Origin of the sequence: Pedobacter sp. Leaf250 (assembly GCF_920984735.1) — a bacterium.
Taxonomy (GTDB): Bacteria; Bacteroidota; Bacteroidia; order Sphingobacteriales; family Sphingobacteriaceae; genus Pedobacter.
Map to the genome: position 1 here is coordinate 1 of NZ_CAKLBU010000024.1, position 19,925 is coordinate 19,925.

A 19,925-nucleotide genomic window follows, 5' to 3' on the forward strand; every position below is an offset into this window, starting at 1 on the left:
TCAAGACCACAACATCTTTCCATAACAACTTTGTTTTTTAGTTCATTATAAAGTTAATAAAGATCGATGAAGTGGTCTTAATTTTTATTGAACGCGATTATAATTCCTCACTTTTTATGTAAGTTTGCAATGATGAAAAAGACATTCACTTTTATCTTATTTTCAATTACTTGTATATTGCTATTTAGTGCAAATGTGCAAGCACAGTGTGCCATGTGTAGCATTAATGCCGAGCAAGGTGTTAAAAATGGAAATACAGTTTCAGCAGGGCTAAATACAGGCGTTTTGTATCTTCTGGCTATTCCATATATTATGGCTATTGTTGTTGGCGTGGTTTGGTATAAAAAATACCGCAAAAAAAATGTAGAGTTGAATATGAAAAGGGAACCTTTCCATTTAAACTAGCTAATGTCTGGTAAAACCTCAAAACTTTCTGCAATTGTTCATTGCAAATGCCCACACTGCCGTAGGGGAGATATATTTACGGGCAGCATGTATGGCTGGAACATTCAGCACACCAAAGAAATTTGCAGTTATTGCGCACAACGCATAGAAATTGAACCAGGTTATTTTTATGCGGCCATGTATGTAAGTTATGCCATGAACGTAATTGAAATGCTTATCGTTAGTTTTATCACTTACCTTATTTTCGGGCCATTAACTGATGCTACTTTTTGGCATTACCTCATTGCCATATTTGCAGGCTGCTTCATTTTGTATCCTTTCAATTACCGCTACTCACGGATTATATTGCTTCATGTATTATCGCCTAATATTAAATACAAGCCATATTACGATCAGTAAATTTAGGTTGGGTTTAGTTGTTGAAAATGTTTATGCAATAAAAGCAGTTAACCGATTCAATAATTAACCCGTTAATCTCAAAATTATGTTAAAGAAAGAAACTTTAAAATTCATAAAAGACGTAGCGGAGAACAATAAAAGAGAATGGTTTGCTGAACATAAACCCAAATATGAAGAAGCCAAAGCCGATGTTTTAAATTTAGTTGCTGCATTAATTCCAGAGCTTGCAAAAATAGACCCGATGATTTCGGCGGAAACAGACCCGAAAAAGAGTTTACTGCGTATTTATCGTGATGTGAGGTTCAGTAAGAACAAAGATCCCTACAAAAATAACTTTGGCATTTGGTTTTCATCAAAGAGCAAAGGTGCCGATGGACCAGGCTACTATTTACACATCCAGCCAGGCAAAAGTTTCATTGCGGGAGGTTATTGGATGCCTCAGGCAGAAGACTTGAAACTGATTCGTCAGGAAATAGATTATAATATAGATGAATTTAAAGAAATCATTTCCAATAAAGATTTCAAGAAGAACTTTACTTTGGGTACCAGTAACGCTTTGAAGAATGCACCAAAAGGCTATGATCCCACTGATCCAAATATTGAATACTTAAAATTAAAAAGTTTTGAAGCCACAACAACATTGGGCGATGAAGAATTTTTCAAACCAGCACTCGTTAATAAGTTGATAAGTTCTTTTGCTACAATTCAGCCATTAGTTGCATTTTTACGCAATGCAATTAATAGTTAATTGTGCTACATTTTTTACAATTAACCATTTCGAACGATTAACCATTTAAACAGTTAACCGATTAACCCAAACAAAATCATTATTATAGTCCTAAATGGTATTGATACATGATACTGAAATCTTGATACTTTAAATATGAAAAACACCTTCTTAGCTATTGCCGTCGCCCTATTTATTTCATCCTTAACTTCTTGTGTTGTTTTATCTCCAAAAAAATATAAAGCATTATTGGGAAGTAAAGATTCTTTATATACTGCATTCAATGAGGGATTGGTAAAAATAGAGAATTTAGAAAAAGAGGTTGCCAAGCTTAAGAAAGATACCACACTAATGGCCGAAGAGCTGAGAGACTTGCAGACCAGTTACAATGAGGTTGATGCCAATTATAAAAAATTAAAAAACAATTCTACCAGCGAAATCACAAAATTATCGGGCGATTTGGCTGCTCGAGAAAAACGTTTAAAAGAAGTAGAAGAAGTGTTGCGTAAACGTGATGAAGCTACCAATTCACTGAAAGAGAAATTACAACAAGCACTTCTTGGTTTCACTAAAAACGGGCTTACCGTTGAGATTAAAAATGGAAAGGTTTATGTATCCTTAACCGATAAATTACTCTTTCCATCTGGAAGTATTATTATTGATGATAAAGGAAAACAGGCTTTATCGCAGTTGGCAAATGTATTAAAACAACAACCAGAAATTAATATTGCTGTAGAAGGGCATACCGATAATCAAAAAATCAACAACCTTGGTCAAATTAAAGATAACTGGGATTTGAGCGTTTTAAGAGCAACTTCGGTGGTAAGGTACTTAACTGATAATGAAAAGGTAGAAAGTGTAAGGATGACGGCTACGGGAAAAGGAGAATTTCAACCGCTGGGTTCAAACGCAAACGCGGATGGAAGAAGCAAAAATAGAAGAATAGAAATTGTGCTTTCTCCAAAATTAGATGAACTTTACAATTTGATCAAATAATTTAATATTCTAAAAATAGATTTAATTGCCCTGCAGGACGTCCCTGGAGGGCAATTTATTTGTATGATTTTAAAACCTTGAATGATTGTTCAAACTCAAAATTATTTAGGTTTGCATATTCAGGTAGTGAAATTTTATTTGTTGATATGAATTTAAATAGTTCTTCAATTGCATTAGAAACCTCTTCAGGTCTGTCGCAATGTTTTAGGGAATCTATTTTTAACAAATGCAACGATATTTCATACACTTTGAAATCATTTTTAAACGACATTTTTAAGCCTTTGTTAATTTCTAACAGCGCCTGTTCATAATTATGGGTGCAATTATAAAAACTCGCTTTAAACAAACTAAAACCTACGCTTATAAAATTGGTGTAGTAAGTATAATCGCACTCTATTACTTTCTCTACAAAATCTAGAATCCTTTTAGCTTTTTTATAATTGTTAAGTTTAAGGCAGGTGTGTCCTAAATGTAATAACAAGAAAGGAGAGAAAACCGAATGGCGAACATTAAAAATATTAGGATATTTATTTAGAATTGCTGCAATAAAACGATCACATTCTTTGTAATTTTTTTTCGCAAATAAAGCGAGCAAAACCAATCGATACGACAAAATCTCTGGTGTAGTGATTTCCTTATTACTTAAAGGTCCGCTCTTATCAGTTTTTTGGCAAAGTTTAATAATTTTATCTTCAAGCGTTTTACTTTCATTTGGTTTACCTGTAAGGTTATTGTGAAAATATAAAATTAAATCATAAGGATTTATTGGAAATAACTCATTCAATCTTTTATAATGTCGCTTTAGCGAATGCATGGTATTGATCAAAAATGATTTATCGATATCAATTAAAGCAATATTGCATTCAATTACCAATAGCATAATTTGAATATCCTCATTAAGTACATTTTGCGAAATATCTTTAATGGTTTCCTTGTACAGTTTACTCATCGTTCGGCCAGTTGCCAAAATATCAATAAAATTCTGGTCGATACTTTGTTTATTGAAGTTGGAATTTGGCTTACTTAATTCATATTTGGAAACGTTGCAAATGAAATCGAACGACATGTTCTTTTCTTCATTTGTAAAGGGAAGTTTAAATATGTTTTTTAACTCTGAAATTTCATTTCTGTTGATGCTAAAACGAATTGCCCAATTCAAAATGTGATACATGAGTACTGTTTTAGGCTGAAAAGTAGCCAGAATGTATTCAAAAAATTCTTTATCAGGTTTATAATTATACCGATCGGTTATTTGTAAGAAGATAAAATAAGTATAAATATCATCATTTAAAAAACGAACAATTTCTGTGGGAATAGCTGTACTAAGCCTTTTCTCTTCAATTAAAATTCCATCATATAAAAGTTCCTGATAGGCATCAGCATATTGATTTATAATATCTAGAATATTTTCTTTGGCTACCCGAAGACCTTTATTTCCTTCGGATATATTTTGGCTAATTTTTTTTAACAGGAATATTTTTTCAGTACTTTTTTTAGCGAGAAAAATTTTCTTCTCCAGGAAATGGTTGATTATCTCATAGCACAATAATGCATTGTTCAGCTCAAGAACAAAATTTTCTTGCTTTAATTGATAATATACCTGAAGCCAGAATGGTGTTTTAAATTGCTTCAGTAAAGCCGGACTCACATCTTCCTGAATAACTGTTTTATTTTCGAGCTGGCTTAATATTCCTAAAATTTCTTCGGTATTTAATGGAGGAACGTTACTAAGCATATCAAGATCGTAGAACAAACCCCTGTACCATTTTTTATTTAAAAATGCCGAACCGATTATAATGGGTTGTAAATTAATCCAACTATTGGTCCGTAAGCCAAATACCATTTTAAAGAAAGTGTTTTCTTCTATGCTGTAAAGAAAATCTACAAACGTTTTAAAATATTCTGTTTTGGTAAGGATTTCATCAATACCATCAACAATTAATACGAATCTGCCTTCTTTCTGACTCGGATTTTTTTTAAAAAAACTGATTAAATCATTTATACTTTCAAATTTGAATTCCTTTGAAAACCATTGTTTTAAGGTTAATTTATTCTGGATAATGGTGTTGATGCTGTTCACGTTCATCAACAAAACAATATCATTTTTATATAGTGCATCATTTGCATAAAAGAAATGTTGAACCAAATGCGCCAATAAAATGGATTTGCCCTGCCCGGGCAAAGCACTTAATGTGGTAAATTGAAAATCGTTATTAAGAAAATAATCAAAGTCTGGATAATAGAAATTTCTATTAGCCGTATGAATAAACGGAATACCAGAATTGTTTTTTTTGGAAACTAGGGCAATATCACTAAAATATTTAGCCTTTATTTTAAGTGCTTGCCAAGTACTTTTTTCATCCTTAACAGGAATTTCTTTTTCCTTACAAAATGTATTCCAGTCCGAATAGCCAATATATTGAGATAAACTATTTAATGTAAATAATGAAAATTTATGCAATGTAGTTGCAAAGCCAAAAAACCTTTTGATAGTGGTTTCACTAACATAGTTTTTGGTTTCTTGGAATACATACTCAGAAATTAACTTACAGTGAGAGGGATCAATAATTTTTAATCCAGACTTTATAAGTACAAACTTCCTGAGATCGGAGAGGAGTTCATTAGCATTCATTAATTTATAGGGATGACGATACTAATGTCATCAAAATTTCACAGTGTAGGAAATTAAATGGCTGTTAAATGAACGGATGAATAAAATGAATGAAAAGTTTGGGTAAATAATGAACAGAAATGGATAGAAAGGGTGTTCATCCGGAATGTAGATTTGTCACTGAATTGTTTATGTAGTGTAATCTACTAGGCAACAATCCAATCATCCCAAATTACGCCTGACATGATGAAAACTTTTACCTCTCATTCCGATAAAGGAATAATTCGCTATGCGTTTGCATTCGCAATCATCACTTTATTAACGTTCTTCGGTTCGATATCGTATGCACAAACAAAAATTTTTGCTACTTCAGTTACCGAAATTAAACCTACTACTGGAAGCCCATCACGGGTCGACAATATAAATGATGCGATAAGTACCAGCGATGCGACTTTTGCAACCCTTAATTCTTATGGCGGTGTTGCGCTGGGTATCGGTTCTTATTATGGCGGAATCAATTTAAAGTTTCCAAATAGTATTCCTGCTAACAAAACTACTTATATCCGTATTGATTTCGATCAATCGGCATTGAACGGCTTATTGGGCGGAACTTTAGGCGGGCTTGTAGCAGATATTGTTGGGGGTTTGGTGATTGGAAACCATCAATTTGAGGTAGGCGCCCAAAGGCCTAACGGAACTACTATTCTAAGTAGATCGAGTGCTTTGGGTTTCAACAACAACTCTAACATTAAAATAGTTAAAGATAAAAATGGCCAAACCTTTATTGCCATTACCCCCAACGAAACTTACGATAAAGTTTATATCATTGACAGAACCACTGGTGTTTTACTTACTACTACAGGAAAAACAAATGTTTATTATGCTTATACTATCGATGGCAACGATAACTGTGATGTAAATACTTATGCAAACTACGATGAAGTAGGTATTTCTTTAGATGCATTAAATTTGGCAGGTGCCGAAAATTTTGAGTTTCAAAAAGCCATAGACAACGATAAAAATACTTTTTATAATTTAAGTACAGGTGTGGTGGGCGTTGCGGCATCTAAAAGTGTTAATGTTTATTTTCCCTCACTTTCCAACACCACAGATAATATAAATCTACGCTTCAGAACTTCACCTGCATTGGTAAATCTTAAATTATTTGATAATTTGAGAGTTACTGCATATAACGGAAGTGATGAAGTTTATAACGTTTCGGCATCGAGCTTATTGGATTTGGATTTGCTTGGATTACTAAACAATGGGCAAGCAGTAACTGTGCCTTTTGCTCCAGGTGTTGCATTCGATAGGGTTTCCTTGAGATTATCAACTTTAGTTAGTGCAAATGTTACGCAATATGTAGAGCTTTATGATATTAGTAGAAGCCCTGCATTTCCAACATTTGCTGCACCGGTTTCTAACACAATAAACGCTTGTTATAACGCAAGCGCCAATTTACAGGCTACAACTGCAGTTGGAAATCAGTTGGTATGGTATGATGTTGCCGATGGTGGCACAAGCTTGGCTACTGTTAATTACAATGGTACTTTTACCACTCCTGTTTTAACCTCAAATAAAACGTATTATGTCGCCTCAAAACGATCTGGATGTACAGCAGAATCTGTACGTGTACCAGTTAATATTACGGTTAATCCGATCATTAACTTTACAGGTGGCACGCTTACCAATGCTACAAGTGGTTCCAATTACAACAAACAACTTGTGCCTGCAACAGGCGGAACTCCAGGTTTTACCTACTCGATAGCATCGGGAAGTGTACTCCCTGCCGGATTAACGCTATCTTCAACTGGAGATATTGTTGGTAGACCAACAGTTCCAAACACCTATAATTTTTCTGTTGTGGCTACTGATACAAAAGGCTGTAGTGTAACAGCAGCTTATACCCTTATTGTTACTGGCCCATTAACATTATTGCCAGGCGCTCTGCCAGAAGGTATAACCAATATTTTGTATCCAACTCAAACCATACCGGCTGCAAATGGGGGCACTGGACCATATACTTACACGGCTACAGACGTTCCTGCAGGTTTGACATTTAACGAAGCAACAAGGGAAATTACGGGGACACCAACCGTTCCAGGTAATAACACTGTTCGGGTTACTGTTACCGATGCCAATGGAAACACGGTAACATCAAATTATACGCTTAAAATTACAGACCCATTCATTTTACCGCCTGCAACCTTAGCCAATGGAACAACTGGTATTAGCTATATCCCGCAAACAATTCCATCAGCAGTTGGTGGCACGGGTCCATATACGTATTCGGCAACTGGGTTACCACCAGGGTTAACGTTTACTCCGGGCACAAGAGTAATTGCAGGCACACCTTCTTTAGCAGGTAATTATCCTGTTTCTGTTACCGCAACAGATGCAGACGGAAAAACAGTAACCACCATTTATTCTATTACTGTGCTCGATCCATTGGCATTACCGCAAACTATACTTGCTGATGGAAATGAGAAGGTTAATTATCCACCTCAAACAATCTTACCTGCAACAGGAGGCTCTGGATCTTACACTTACGTCGCTTCGAATCTTCCGGCAGGAATTACTTTTGATGCGAGTACTCGAGTAATTTCAGGCACACCAGCTCAAGCAGGAAATTACTCAATTTTGGTTACAGTTACAGATGATGGTGGAAGAACAGCCAATCGTTCTTACTCATTAAAGGTAATTGGTGCTCTTAATTTACCTTCAGCAACTTTAGCTGATGGAACAGTTGGCACCACTTATCCAGCGATAACTTTGCCTGCAGTAAGTGGCGGAACACAACCTTATATCTATACCGCAACTGGTCTTCCGCAGGGAATTACTTTTAACCCGAACACTAGAGAAATTTCAGGAACACCTGAAGTAGGTGGAACATACGGAATATCGCTTACTGCAACTGATGCAGCTAATAATAGTGCTACAACAACTTACACATTAAACGTAAATATAAATGCTCCAATAGTTGCTTCTGTAACAGTTTGTTCAGGCACTGGTGCAACCTTAACAGTTAGCAATACTGTATTAGTTGGAACTATTACTTATAGATTGTATGGCCCAACAGGGAATACACCATTACAAACCAATACAACTGGCAGTTTTACAACACCAGCAGTTTCTACACAAACTACATTTTATGTTGATGCAGTTTCTGGCACTGCTGTAAGTACTAGAACCACAGCTATTGTTTCGATCAATCCGCCAGCAACCTTGCCTTCAGTTGCAAGTAGTAATATTGCCATAAATTCAGGGCAAACCGCTACACTGAATGCTACTTTTGATGCAGGAAACACCATTGCTTGGTATGAAGCAGCAACAGGTGGCAGCCCAGTGAGCACTAACGCAACTTTTACCACTCCACCATTAACTACAAACAAAACTTATTATGCTCAAACCACTAGTGCAGCTGGTTGTGCAAGTGCCTCTCGAGTGCCTGTTGTTATTACCGTTGTTCCAGTTTCTGGTACTACTGCTTGTAATACAGCAGGCAGTCAAAATACTGCGATTACAGGAATTTGTGTTCTGTGCGGCATAACTGGCGCAGGCAATTCTACAGATGCTGATCCAAACAACTTTACCCGGTTAACTTTAGGTGTAGGTGTTGGAGCAGTAGGATCTCAACAATTGATTTTCCAAAATCCTGGGGTTGCTACCGATAGTATTCGATTGAATTTAGGAATACCAGGAGGTTTGGCAGATGTTAACGTATTGAATAACATCACAGTTAAAATATTTAATGGAACAACAGAAGTAAAATCAGTTCAAATTAGTGGGGGATTATTATCCATTAATTTATTGGGCGGCGGCAGATTCAGCTACACATTAGCCGCAGGAGGTGCATATGATCGCGTTCAGGTCAGTTTTGGAGGTGTAGTTGCAGCACTAAGCAGTTTAGATATTTACGGAGCAACACAAATTTATCCAAACCCAACCATTATATCTGGTTCACAATCCATTTGTGCTGGCAGTACAGCTAAATTGTCTGTCACACCAGTAATCGGAACAACTGTGAGCTATTTTGATAGTTTAATAAGTGCAACTGTATTAAATCCTGATGGTGGAGATTTTACAACACCGGCGCTTTCATCAACCACAACATACTATCTTCAGGTAAATAAAGTAATCAATGGAAGCGTTTGTTCAAATCCTACCCGAACGCCAATAACGATAACGGTAAATCCTGCAATCTTATTCAATGGATTAACATTAAAGAATGCCAGTATTTCATTTCCGTATAATCAACAGTTGCCGTTAGCAACTGGCGGTACACCAGGTTTCGCTTATGCATTAGCAGCTGGAAGTACTTTGCCAGCAGGATTATCTCTATCCTCAACAGGCTTGATTTATGGTACACCAACCGCGGTAGGAAATCCAACCTTTTCAGTGGTGGCAACAGATACAAAAAACTGTTCAACAACTGCAGTATTTAATTTAACGGTAACGCCTGCCTTAGCATTGGCACCAGGTACATTGCCAGATGGCATAACCGGAACGCTCTATCCAAGTCAAACTATTCCAGCCGCAAGTGGTGGTACAGGTCCAATTACTTATTCTGCTGCGGATGTTCCTCCCGGATTAAGTTTCAATCCTGCAACGAGAGAAATTTCGGGTACTCCTACACAACCTGGAAATTATATTATCCCAATAACTGTTACTGATGCAAACGGATACTCCGTTACATCAAACTACACTTTAAAAGTTACCGATCCATTATTACTGCCTCCTGCAACATTAGCGAACGGAACAACGGGTTTGGTTTATCCAACACAAACCATTCCACTGGCAATTGGTGGAACGCAGCCATATACATACGCAGCAACAGGTGTTCCGGCAGGATTAACATTTAACCCTTCTACGAGAGAAATATCGGGGATACCAACACAATCTGGCACTTATCCAATTTCAGTTACAGTAACTGATTTTACAGGTAAAACGGCAACAACAACATACAATATAACCATTATTGATCCATTAACTTTACCGCCTGCAACATTAGCAGATGGAAATGAAAATGTAAACTACCCAACACAAACCATCCCATCGGCAATAGGTGGAGTTGGCCCATATACTTACACGGCTATCAATCTTCCGCCAGGATTAAACTTTAATACTAGCACTAGAGAAATTACAGGTTTACCAACACAGGCAGGAAATTATTTTGTTACTGTGAACGTAGCAGATAGTGAAGGTAGAACCGCGACAAATAATTACGCAATAAAGATTATTGGTGCTTTAAATCTTCCGTCGGCAACATTGCCAAATGGCGTAGTTGGAACAGCATATCCAACACAAACGCTGCCAGAAGTTACTGGCGGAACGGGTCCTTATACTTATATTGCAAACAATCTTCCTCCGGGATTAAATTTTAATACTATTACAAGGGAAATCACTGGAGAGCCTTCGCTTGGTGGCGATTATACAATATCATTAACAGCTAGGGATGAAAGTGGCAATGTTGCAACAACTGGTTATAGCATTAAGGTTACTGTAAATTCTCCTATTGTTGCAAATGCAGCCGTTTGTGCTGGTTCGGCTGCAACGCTAACCGTAAGTAACTTAGTTGCTGGTGTAACCTACAATTGGTATGCAGCTACAGGAACAACACCTTTAGCTACCAATAATACAGGAACATTTACAACACCTGCAGTTACAGCCCAAACCGTATTTTATGTAGAGGCAGTTTCTGGAACAGCTATAAGCTCAAGAACGGCAGTAACGGTTTCTATCAATCCGCCAGCAACATTGGCAACGGTTACCACAAATAATCAGGTGATCAATCCTAATCAATCGACTACTTTATTAGCAACAGCTGATGCGGGCAATACCATCACTTGGTTTGATGCGGCTACTGCTGGTACGCAAGTAGGATCTGGAGCATCATTTACAACTCCTTTATTAAGCGCAACCACTACCTATTATGTTGAAACCACAAATAGCAATGGTTGTGCAAGTGCGAGTCGTGTTCCGGTAACTGTAACCGTTATTCCTGTTGGAAGCGGAACGGCGTGTAATGCCGCAAATAGCCAAACCAGTGGTATAACCGGAGTTTGCTTATTGTGCGGAATTACTGGTGCTGGAAACTCTACAGACACCAATCCCGATAATTTTACTCGCATTACACTAGCAGTTGGTGTAGCTTCAACAGGATTTCAGCAATTGAGGTTTCCAATTTCGGGAACCGCCACCGATAGCGTTCGTTTAGACTTAGCGCTACCAGGCGGTTTGTTGGATTTACAAGTTTTAAACAACACAACTGTAACCATCTTAAACGGTACTACTGTGGTTAGAACAGTACAATTGGGATCATCATTGGTTAATCTTAGGCTTTTAAGTGGAACTCGTTTTGCTGCAAGTATTTTAGGAGGTGCGCCATTTGATCGGGTAGAGGTGCGTTTTGGTGGATTGGTTTCTGCTGTAACAAGTTTAGATATTTATGGCGCAACCATTACCTACCCAGCTCCAACCATTACGGCCGGTTCGCAAACCATCTGTTCGAGTGCTACAGCAACATTAACAGCAACAGCAAATGGAGGTACCGCTATAGCATGGTATGATGCAGCTGGAACGGAATTGGCCACTGGAGCATCTTATACAACTCCTGCTTTAACAGCCACGGCAACATATTACATTCAGGTATCTAGAGCTACTTGTGCAAACCCGGTAAGAATTCCGGTTACCGTAACCGTTACACCTGCACTGACCACCCCAGTTGTGGCAACAGTAACAGCTAGTTGCGCTGGAAGTCCGACTACATTATCTGTAACCAATCCAATTGCCGGAGTAACCTACAACTGGTTCAGTGTTCAAAATGGCGGAACTCCAGTTTTAACAGGTGCAACAGTTACTACGCCAGCACTTACAGCTAGCACCACCTATTATGTTGAGGCAGCTCAAGGCAATTGTGTAAGCACAGGTAGAACCACAGTCATTGTGCCGGTTAATCCTGCACCAGCTTTACCTACTTTAACAACAAGTTCATCTTCAGTAGCACCGGGGCAAACGGCAATTTTAACGGCTAGCTCATCGGAAACAAATGTAACTTTCAACTGGTACAATTCAGCAACATCTACCACGCCGGTTTATGTTGGCCCAACTTACGTTACACCATCATTAACAGCAACTACAACTTACTATGTTGAAGCTGTTTCTGCGAATGGATGTGCTTCATTGGGCAGGGCACAAATTACGGTAACTGTAAATACCGGTGGCTCGCCAAATCCTGTTCCTTGTGAATCGGCAACAGCACAAACTAACGGAGTTGTTGGCTTAGGATTACTGGCTGGTGTTTTTAATCCAGGTTTAGCAATCGATAACGATACCCAAACAGGATCATCATTAATTTTGCCTGTTGGTGCCTTAGGCGGATCAGTTTTCCAAAGAGCCAGTTTTGGTTCGGTATCTCGCTTAGGAGACACCGTTAGGGTTTTGGTATCAGCTCCAGGAAGACTGCTATCATTAGCCGTTTTAGGAAATACTCAAATTACAACATACCTTGGAACAACCAGCAATGGAGATTCGAGGACTTTAAATAGTGGATTATTAAACGTTCAATTGTTGAGCGGCGACACACAAGCTTTAATTACTTTCGTACCATCGGCTACATTCGATGGTGTTGAAATAAGATTAAATGGTGGCGTTGCAACTGCATTAAGTTCATTAAATTTCAACTATGCCCAACGCATTTTAGTTGCGCCAACAGTGGTTTCTGCTAATGTAACAGCTTGTGTTGGTCAAACTACTCAACTAACGGTAAGTAATCCATCATCAAACTTAACTTATAGATGGTATGATGCCGCTGGAACTTATCTTACTGGTAAAGATGGAATTATTTTTACTACACCAGTTTTAACAGGTGATACAAAATTCTTTGTAACAGCGGTTTCTGCGTCAGGGTGCGTGAGTTACAGAACGGTAGTAAATGTAACCACTAACCCTGCTCCGGTTCCTCCTGTATTGTTATCACCAACAGTAAATACTTGCTCGGGTGCATCAGTAGTATTGCAGGTTAGTAATCCCGTGGCCGGAACAACTTACAGATGGTATGATTCTGCTAACGTTTATCAGGCAGGTTTTGATGGTCCGACTTTCACTGTAAGCAATGTTACTGCAAATACAACTTTCAGTGTAGAAGCGGTAAATAATTGTGGTGTGGCATCTACAAAAGCTACGGCAACTATAAATATTGGAAATATTGATATTCCAATCATTACACCATCCGCTGTAACAATTTCTCAAAATTCAGTTGCCGTTTTAAAAGCAACTTCAAGCATAGCGAGTGCCATCATTACTTGGTACGATGCACCATCTGGAGGTATCTTATTATCAACAGGCGAAACTTTTGTTACGGCTCCATTAACTACTACTACTACTTTTTATGCAGAGGCAAATGCAGGTGCATGTTCTGCTACTGGTAGAGCAAGTGTTGTGGTTACCGTAGTTCCAAACGGAACGCCTGTACCTACACCTTGTGGCGCAGCGATATCACAAACTAATGGTGTAACTGGTGGAGTTTCGATTGGTGCGGGTGTTATCAATCCGAATAACGCAATTGATGGCGACATTAATACTGGTTCAAGCTTGGTAATCCCTGTTGGATTATTAGGTTCATCAGTCTATCAAAGATTAAAATTTGCTCAGGCATCTAATGTTGGAGATACCCTGAGACTGAAAATTACGACTCCTGGTCAGTTGCTATCATTAGCCTTATTGCCAAATGTTACCGTTACCACTTATTTAAATGGAAGCAGTACTGGTAATGTGACCACACTTTCCAATCCACTGATCAGTTTAAAATTGTTGGCTGGAAACAACTCGGGTATTTTAACCATTATTCCAACGAGTCAATTCGATGAAGTGGAGTTGCGATTAAATGCCGGTTTATTAGGTGCTTTAACATCTATCAATTTGGATTATGCGCAAAGAACAATTCTAGCCCCAACTTTATCCACAAATAATGTTAGTACATGTTTGGGTACTGCTGCTACTTTAAGTGTTCAAAATCCTCAACCGGGAGTTATCTATAAATGGTATCGTGGAACAGACTATCAAACAGGAAAAGATGGCATAACTTTTTTAACTGATCCAGCCTTACCTGCAGGAACATATGAATATTTTGTAACTGCTAACGCCAATGGCTGCGAAACAGTTAAAGTTGGGGCAACGGTGATTGTACTTTCTCCGCCTGCGCCACCAACAGCAACAGCAGATAATCCAGCAAGTACATGTTTAAACTCACCAGTAGAGCTTAGCGTAATAGCGGTAGCAGGAAATACCTACAACTGGTACGATCAGCCAACCGGTGGAAATATGCTTGTTACGAATAACAATAAATTTTTAACACCTGCAAACCTTCCTGTCGGAACTAAAAACTACTATGTTGAATTGGTAAATGCAAATGGATGTTCAAGCTCAACCAGAACAGTTGTTTCAATAACTGTTAACGACTCAGCTTTAGCAGGTGATATTACTGTAATTGGCAATACTTCTTTATGTGCCGCTGGAACAACAACATTAACAGCATCAAGTTCAATATCCATTGCAGTATTTAATTGGTACAGCGATGCTGCCTTAACACAACTGGTTGCCTCAAATACTTCAACATATACCACTCCAACCATTACTGCACCAACTAAATATTACGTAACAGTTAGCGGAACTGGAAAATGTGCAAATACAGCAGGGAATGCAAAAGAAGTTACTATTAATTTCAATCCTATTGCGGTAGCAACTGATATTACTTTAACGGGACCAACTTCAATATGTGCAGGGGCCACGGTTTCTTTGAGAGCTCAAGCTAACGTAGTAAATAATGCAATATTTACGTGGTATAGTGATGCCGCTTTAACCACCATCGTTAATACCACTGATACCTTTTCGCCTACAGTAACTGCTACTACAACTTATTATGTTACGGTTAAAGGAAGTAATAGATGTGAAAATACTGCTGCAACGGCCAAGTCGATAACCATTACGGTAAATCCTTATGCTACTGATGCTGATATTGTGTTAAGTGGAATCACTTCAATTTGCAAAGGTTCAAGCGCTACACTATCAGCATCATCAACTACAGTTATCAATCCAATATTTACTTGGTACACTGATGCATCATTATCGACACCGCCAATCTTTACGGGGGCTTCATTTAACACTGGTGCATTAAATGCAAGTGCAACTTATTATGTTACTGTAAAAGGAGATAATAAGTGTGAAAATCAAGCAAATACTGGCAAAGCCATTGCAGTTACAGTAAATGAATATGCTACGGCTGCAGATATTACTGTAGCGAATACGCAAATTTGCGCTGGTTCTACAGCTTTATTGGTGGCATCGAGCCTAACCATAACGCAACCTGTTTTTACCTGGTATAACGACCCATCATTAACAAGTATCGCGTTTGTTGGTCCAATATTTACGGTGAATAATTTAACGTCAACTACTACTTATTATATAACTGTTAAAGGAGCAAATAAGTGTGAAAATACAGCTGCAGATGCAAAAGTTGTTGTGGTTACGGTTAATCCGCTTGCTACGCCTACAGATATAATAGTCAACGGCGGAACAACTGCATGTGCGGGTGCTTCAGCCACATTAACAGCCGATTCACCAAATGTAACTAACTCTATATTTACTTGGTACAGTGATGCAGCATTAACAAATATTACTTTTGTTGGAAAGATATTTACAACACCTGCATTAAATACTACAACTACCTATTATGTAACTGTTAAAGGGGACAATAAGTGTGAAAACGCTGCTGGAAATGGCAAAGCAGTATTGATTACAATTACTCCAGTTGCAAATGCAACAGATGTAGTGGTAAGTGATGCTTCCATCTGTGCAGGATCTTCAGCAGCATTGGTGGCGAGTACAACAACAGTTAACGATCCAATTTTTACATGGTACAATGATGCCGCTTTAACATCGGTAGCTTTTGTTGGCGCAACATTCAATACGCCAACATTATCCGCCACAACCATATATTACCTAACCATTAAAGGCAGTAACAGGTGCGAAAGTTCAGCATCTACAGCTAAAGTGGTTACTGTAACGGTAAATGAGGTGGCAACAGCAGCCGACATTACCCTGTCTACTCCAGCAGTAGTTTGCGGTTCTGGTACGGCAACCATCAACGCCAGTTCGAGCACGGTTACCAGTCCGGTGTTTACATGGTACAATGATGCTTCATTAACCAGTGTGGCATTTGTTGGTCCGATATTTACTACGCCAAGTTTATCGGCTACCACTACTTATTACGTAACCGTAAAAGGCGCTAATAAATGTGAGAGCAGTGCTGCGAATGCTAAAGCTGTTACGGTTATTGTTAATCCTATAGCTTCGGCAAGTGATATCATTACAAATGGAACAACCGCAGTTTGTAATAATTCAACCACTACGCTAACTGCCACAACAACCACTGTGACCAATCCAATATTTACATGGTACAGTGACGCGGTGCTTAACAATGTGGTGTTTACGGGAGCTTCATTTACAACGCCTGTGTTAACAAGTAACACCACTTATTATGTGACTGTTAAAGGAGATAATAAATGTGAGAATACAACTGCTAGTGCAAAACCAGTTGCCATTGTGGTCACTCCAGTTGCAAATGCAACAGATGTTGTGGCAAGCGATGCTTCCATCTGTGCAGGATCTCCAGCAGCGTTGGTGGCGAGTACAACAACAGTTAACGATCCAATTTTTACATGGTACAATGATGCCGCTTTAACATCGGTAGCTTTTGTTGGCGCAACATTCAATACGCCAACACTATCTGCCACAACCAAATATTACCTGACCATTAAAGGCAGTAACAGGTGCGAAAGTTCAGCATCTACAGCTAAAGTGGTTGCTGTAACGGTAAATGAGGTGGCAACAGCAGCCGACATTACCCTGTCTACTCCAGCAGTAGTATGCGGTTCTGGTACGGCAACCATCAACGCCAGTTCGAGCACGGTTACCAGTCCGGTGTTTACCTGGTACAATGATGCTTCATTAACCAGTGTGGCATTTGTTGGTCCGATATTTACTACGCCAAGTTTATCGGCTACCACTACTTATTACGTAACCGTAAAAGGTGCTAATAAATGTGAGAGCAGCGCTGCGAATGCTAAAGCTGTTACGGTTATTGTTAATCCTATAGCGGTAACCACTGATATAGCTGTAAGCGGATCTAGAGCTATATGTACCAGTGGCACAACAACATTGACGGCAACTAGTAGTACAGTAATCAATCCAATTTTTACTTGGTACAGCAACGCAGGCTTAACAAATGTTGCTGCTGTAGGTTCAGTTTTCACAACACCCGTCTTGGCAACCAATACAACTTATTACGTTACTGTAAGAGGAGATAATAAATGTGAAAATGCACCTGCAAATGCAGTTGTAGTAGATATTATTGTTGCTGCGATTCCAAATAGCCCAATAATTGCAACCACTGGAACCAACATCTGTTCTGGTGAACCTACTACACTTAGCATCACCAATTCACAAAATGGGGTAACTTACGAATGGTATACTGCTGCAACGGGTGGTAGTTTATTATTTACAGGAACATCATATACAACTTCAGTAATTAATACTGCTACTGATTATTATGTGCAGGCCGTTGGCGCAGGTGGATGTACAAATAGCGGTGGAAGAGTTAAAGTAACTGTAACTGTAAACCAAAAACCTAATGTTCCAACGGTTACATCAAGCAACGTAAGTGTTTGTATCGGAAATTCAGCAGCACTAACGGTTTCCAATCCGCAAGCTAACATTGTTTACAATTGGTATACAACGCCAAATGGGGGTACAATAGCTGGAACAGGAAGTTCTTTCACAACTCCAGCATTAACGGCTAATGCTACATATTATGTAGAAGGTGCTAATGGATCTTGCTTATCATCATCAAGAACACCTGTAAATGTTATTGCCTTACCAGTACCTGTGGCGCCTACTTCGGTAACTGCTGCTAATGGAACCATTTGTGCAGGTAGCAATACCATATTAACCGTAAATAATCCTGTATCTGGATTAATCTACAGGTGGTACACCGTAAGTTCGAATGGAAATTCAATAGGTGAGGGCATTACGTTTACAACACCAAACATCACTACAACCACCATTTTCTATGTAGAAAGCATTGCTGTTGGCGGTTGTGCAAGTCCAACTAGAACACCGGTTACAGTAAATGTACTTCCTGTACTTAATGCTCCAGTTGTAGTAGTACAATCTACAACGCCAAATAGCGTAACATTTGCATGGGCGGCGGTTAATGGTGCATCAGGTTACGAAGTGTCAACTGATAATGGTTTAACCTGGCTAGCTGCTTCTGGTACCAGTTATTTGACCAGTGGTTTAAAACCAGATCAATCGGTCACCATTATCGTGAGAGCTAAAGGTCAGTTAGATTGCCAAACCAGTGCTAATTCAACTCCAATTACTGGTAAAGCGAGTAATCCACTTGGCAATCAGATTTACATACCAAATGCTTTTACTCCAAATAACGATGGTAAAAATGATGTGTTCCTGATTTATGGCAATACAATCGTGAGTGCTAAAATGTCTATTTACACTCAATGGGGGCAATTAATTTATCAATCTGATAATGTAGCGAATGGATGGGATGGAACTTTCAGAGGTGTTAATCAACCAATTGGTGTATACGTATACATGGTAGAAGTTCAGCTTACAGATGGAAGTACTGTAATCAAAAAAGGAACGGTTACATTATTAAGATAGATATGAGCAGGTTAATTTATAAACAGAAAAAATCAAATTCCATGAAAATATTATCGAATTTAAAAGTATATGTAGCTATTATGTGCATGGTTATTTGCGGTGCTAAATCACTTGCTCAAACAGATCCGCATTTTTCGCAATACTATGCTTATCCGCTTTGGCTTAATCCAGCTCTAACCGGAGTAGTAGATGGTGATTATCGTGCTTCATTAAATTTTAAACAACAATGGGGCGCTTTAAATAGTTCATTCTTAACAGGAGGTGCGTCGTTTGATATGGCTCCAGTTAAAAACTTTGCCTTCGGTGCCACCGTTCTAAATCAAAGAGCAGGTGAGTTGGATTTTAATTATTTAACAGCATTAGTATCTGGATCCTATCGTTTAAGATTTGGTTTTGAAGGTTTGCAAATGATCAGCTTTGGTTTACAAGCCGGAATTATTAATAGAAGTTTCGATTTTTCTCAAGGAAGATTTGGTAATCAGTTCAATCCAATATCTGGTTATGATGGAGGAATGATGAGCGGAGAAACGTTCCAGTCTCAATCATCATTGGTACCAGATGTTAATGCAGGTATCATGTACTTCGATGGCAATCCTAACAAAAGTGTAAATGTTTTTGTTGGCGCCAGTGCTGCCCACTTAACCATGCCAGTCGATCGTTTTTCTGGTTCAAATTCTCGTATCCCTGTTCGTTTTACAGGGCATGGTGGTGCAAGGATCCGTGCCTCGGAATTATTGGATATTGTTCCGAATGCATTGGTTATGTATCAGGGTAATACCAATGAGGTCTCTTTAGGTGCCTACGCTCAATTGAATGTAAATCCATCATCAAATATTTTATTTGGAGGAAACTATCGTGTAAAAGATGCAGCCATTGCATTTGTTGGTTTACAATTACGAAATATGGTTTTTGGTCTTAGTTACGATGTTAACACTTCAAATTTCAGCAGGGCATCCAATAGCAATGGTGGTTTTGAATTATCAATATCGCTAATTGGCCGAAATGGTATAATTGGTCCAAATTTCTTCTGTCCACGTTTATAATTATTCA

At 38.5% G+C, this 19,925-nt stretch carries 7 protein-coding genes; 6 read left to right on the forward strand and 1 reads right to left on the reverse strand.

All coding sequences use genetic code 11. The features are described 5' to 3' along the window. Window positions 1-132: 132 nt before the first annotated feature. The 4 genes from LUA91_RS17905 to LUA91_RS17920 all read left to right on the forward strand — a co-directional run bounded on the left by LUA91_RS17905 (window position 133) and on the right by LUA91_RS17920 (window position 2,527). Window positions 133-405, forward strand: coding sequence for a hypothetical protein (locus LUA91_RS17905; RefSeq protein ID WP_231427477.1), 273 nt, complete (start codon window positions 133-135; stop codon window positions 403-405). Between the two features lie 3 nt (window positions 406-408). Continuing rightward, entirely contained in the window at window positions 409-804 is a 396-nt protein-coding gene (locus LUA91_RS17910; protein WP_231427478.1) for a DUF983 domain-containing protein, read from the forward strand. An 85-nt stretch (window positions 805-889) separates the two neighbouring features. Further along, complete coding sequence (locus LUA91_RS17915; RefSeq protein WP_231427479.1) at window positions 890-1,552, forward strand: DUF2461 domain-containing protein; 663 nt, start codon at window positions 890-892, stop codon at window positions 1,550-1,552. Between the two features lie 135 nt (window positions 1,553-1,687). Next, the gene (locus tag LUA91_RS17920; protein ID WP_231427480.1) at window positions 1,688-2,527 is read left to right on the forward strand and encodes an OmpA family protein; all 840 of its coding nucleotides are present in this window, start codon (window positions 1,688-1,690) and stop codon (window positions 2,525-2,527) included. Window positions 2,528-2,582: 55 nt separating this feature from the next. On the opposite strand, the gene LUA91_RS17925 is transcribed toward LUA91_RS17920, so the two are convergent. After that, window positions 2,583-5,159, reverse strand: coding sequence for a hypothetical protein (locus LUA91_RS17925; RefSeq protein WP_231427481.1), 2,577 nt, complete (start codon window positions 5,157-5,159; stop codon window positions 2,583-2,585). A 222-nt stretch (window positions 5,160-5,381) separates the two neighbouring features. Here LUA91_RS17925 and LUA91_RS17930 point away from each other — a divergent pair, with 222 nt between their 5' ends. Both LUA91_RS17930 and LUA91_RS17935 read left to right on the forward strand, forming a co-directional pair. Next, window positions 5,382-18,875 (forward strand): putative Ig domain-containing protein, encoded by a 13,494-nt coding sequence (locus tag LUA91_RS17930; protein WP_231427482.1) that lies wholly within the window; start codon window positions 5,382-5,384, stop codon window positions 18,873-18,875. Between the two features lie 41 nt (window positions 18,876-18,916). Beyond that, complete coding sequence (locus LUA91_RS17935) at window positions 18,917-19,918, forward strand: PorP/SprF family type IX secretion system membrane protein (protein ID WP_231427483.1); 1,002 nt, start codon at window positions 18,917-18,919, stop codon at window positions 19,916-19,918. Window positions 19,919-19,925 lie beyond the last annotated feature (7 nt).

Bases quoted from the DNA above. Each gene is read 5' to 3' on its own strand.
- LUA91_RS17905 (WP_231427477.1), top strand. From the start codon at position 133: ATGAAAAAGACATTCACTTTTATCTTATTTTCAATTACTTGTATATTG.
- LUA91_RS17910 (WP_231427478.1), top strand. From the start codon at position 409: ATGTCTGGTAAAACCTCAAAACTTTCTGCAATTGTTCATTGCAAATGC.
- LUA91_RS17915 (WP_231427479.1), top strand. From the start codon at position 890: ATGTTAAAGAAAGAAACTTTAAAATTCATAAAAGACGTAGCGGAGAAC.
- LUA91_RS17920 (WP_231427480.1), top strand. From the start codon at position 1,688: ATGAAAAACACCTTCTTAGCTATTGCCGTCGCCCTATTTATTTCATCC.
- LUA91_RS17925 (WP_231427481.1), bottom strand. From the start codon at position 5,159: ATGAATGCTAATGAACTCCTCTCCGATCTCAGGAAGTTTGTACTTATA.
- LUA91_RS17930 (WP_231427482.1), top strand. From the start codon at position 5,382: ATGATGAAAACTTTTACCTCTCATTCCGATAAAGGAATAATTCGCTAT.
- LUA91_RS17935 (WP_231427483.1), top strand. From the start codon at position 18,917: ATGAAAATATTATCGAATTTAAAAGTATATGTAGCTATTATGTGCATG.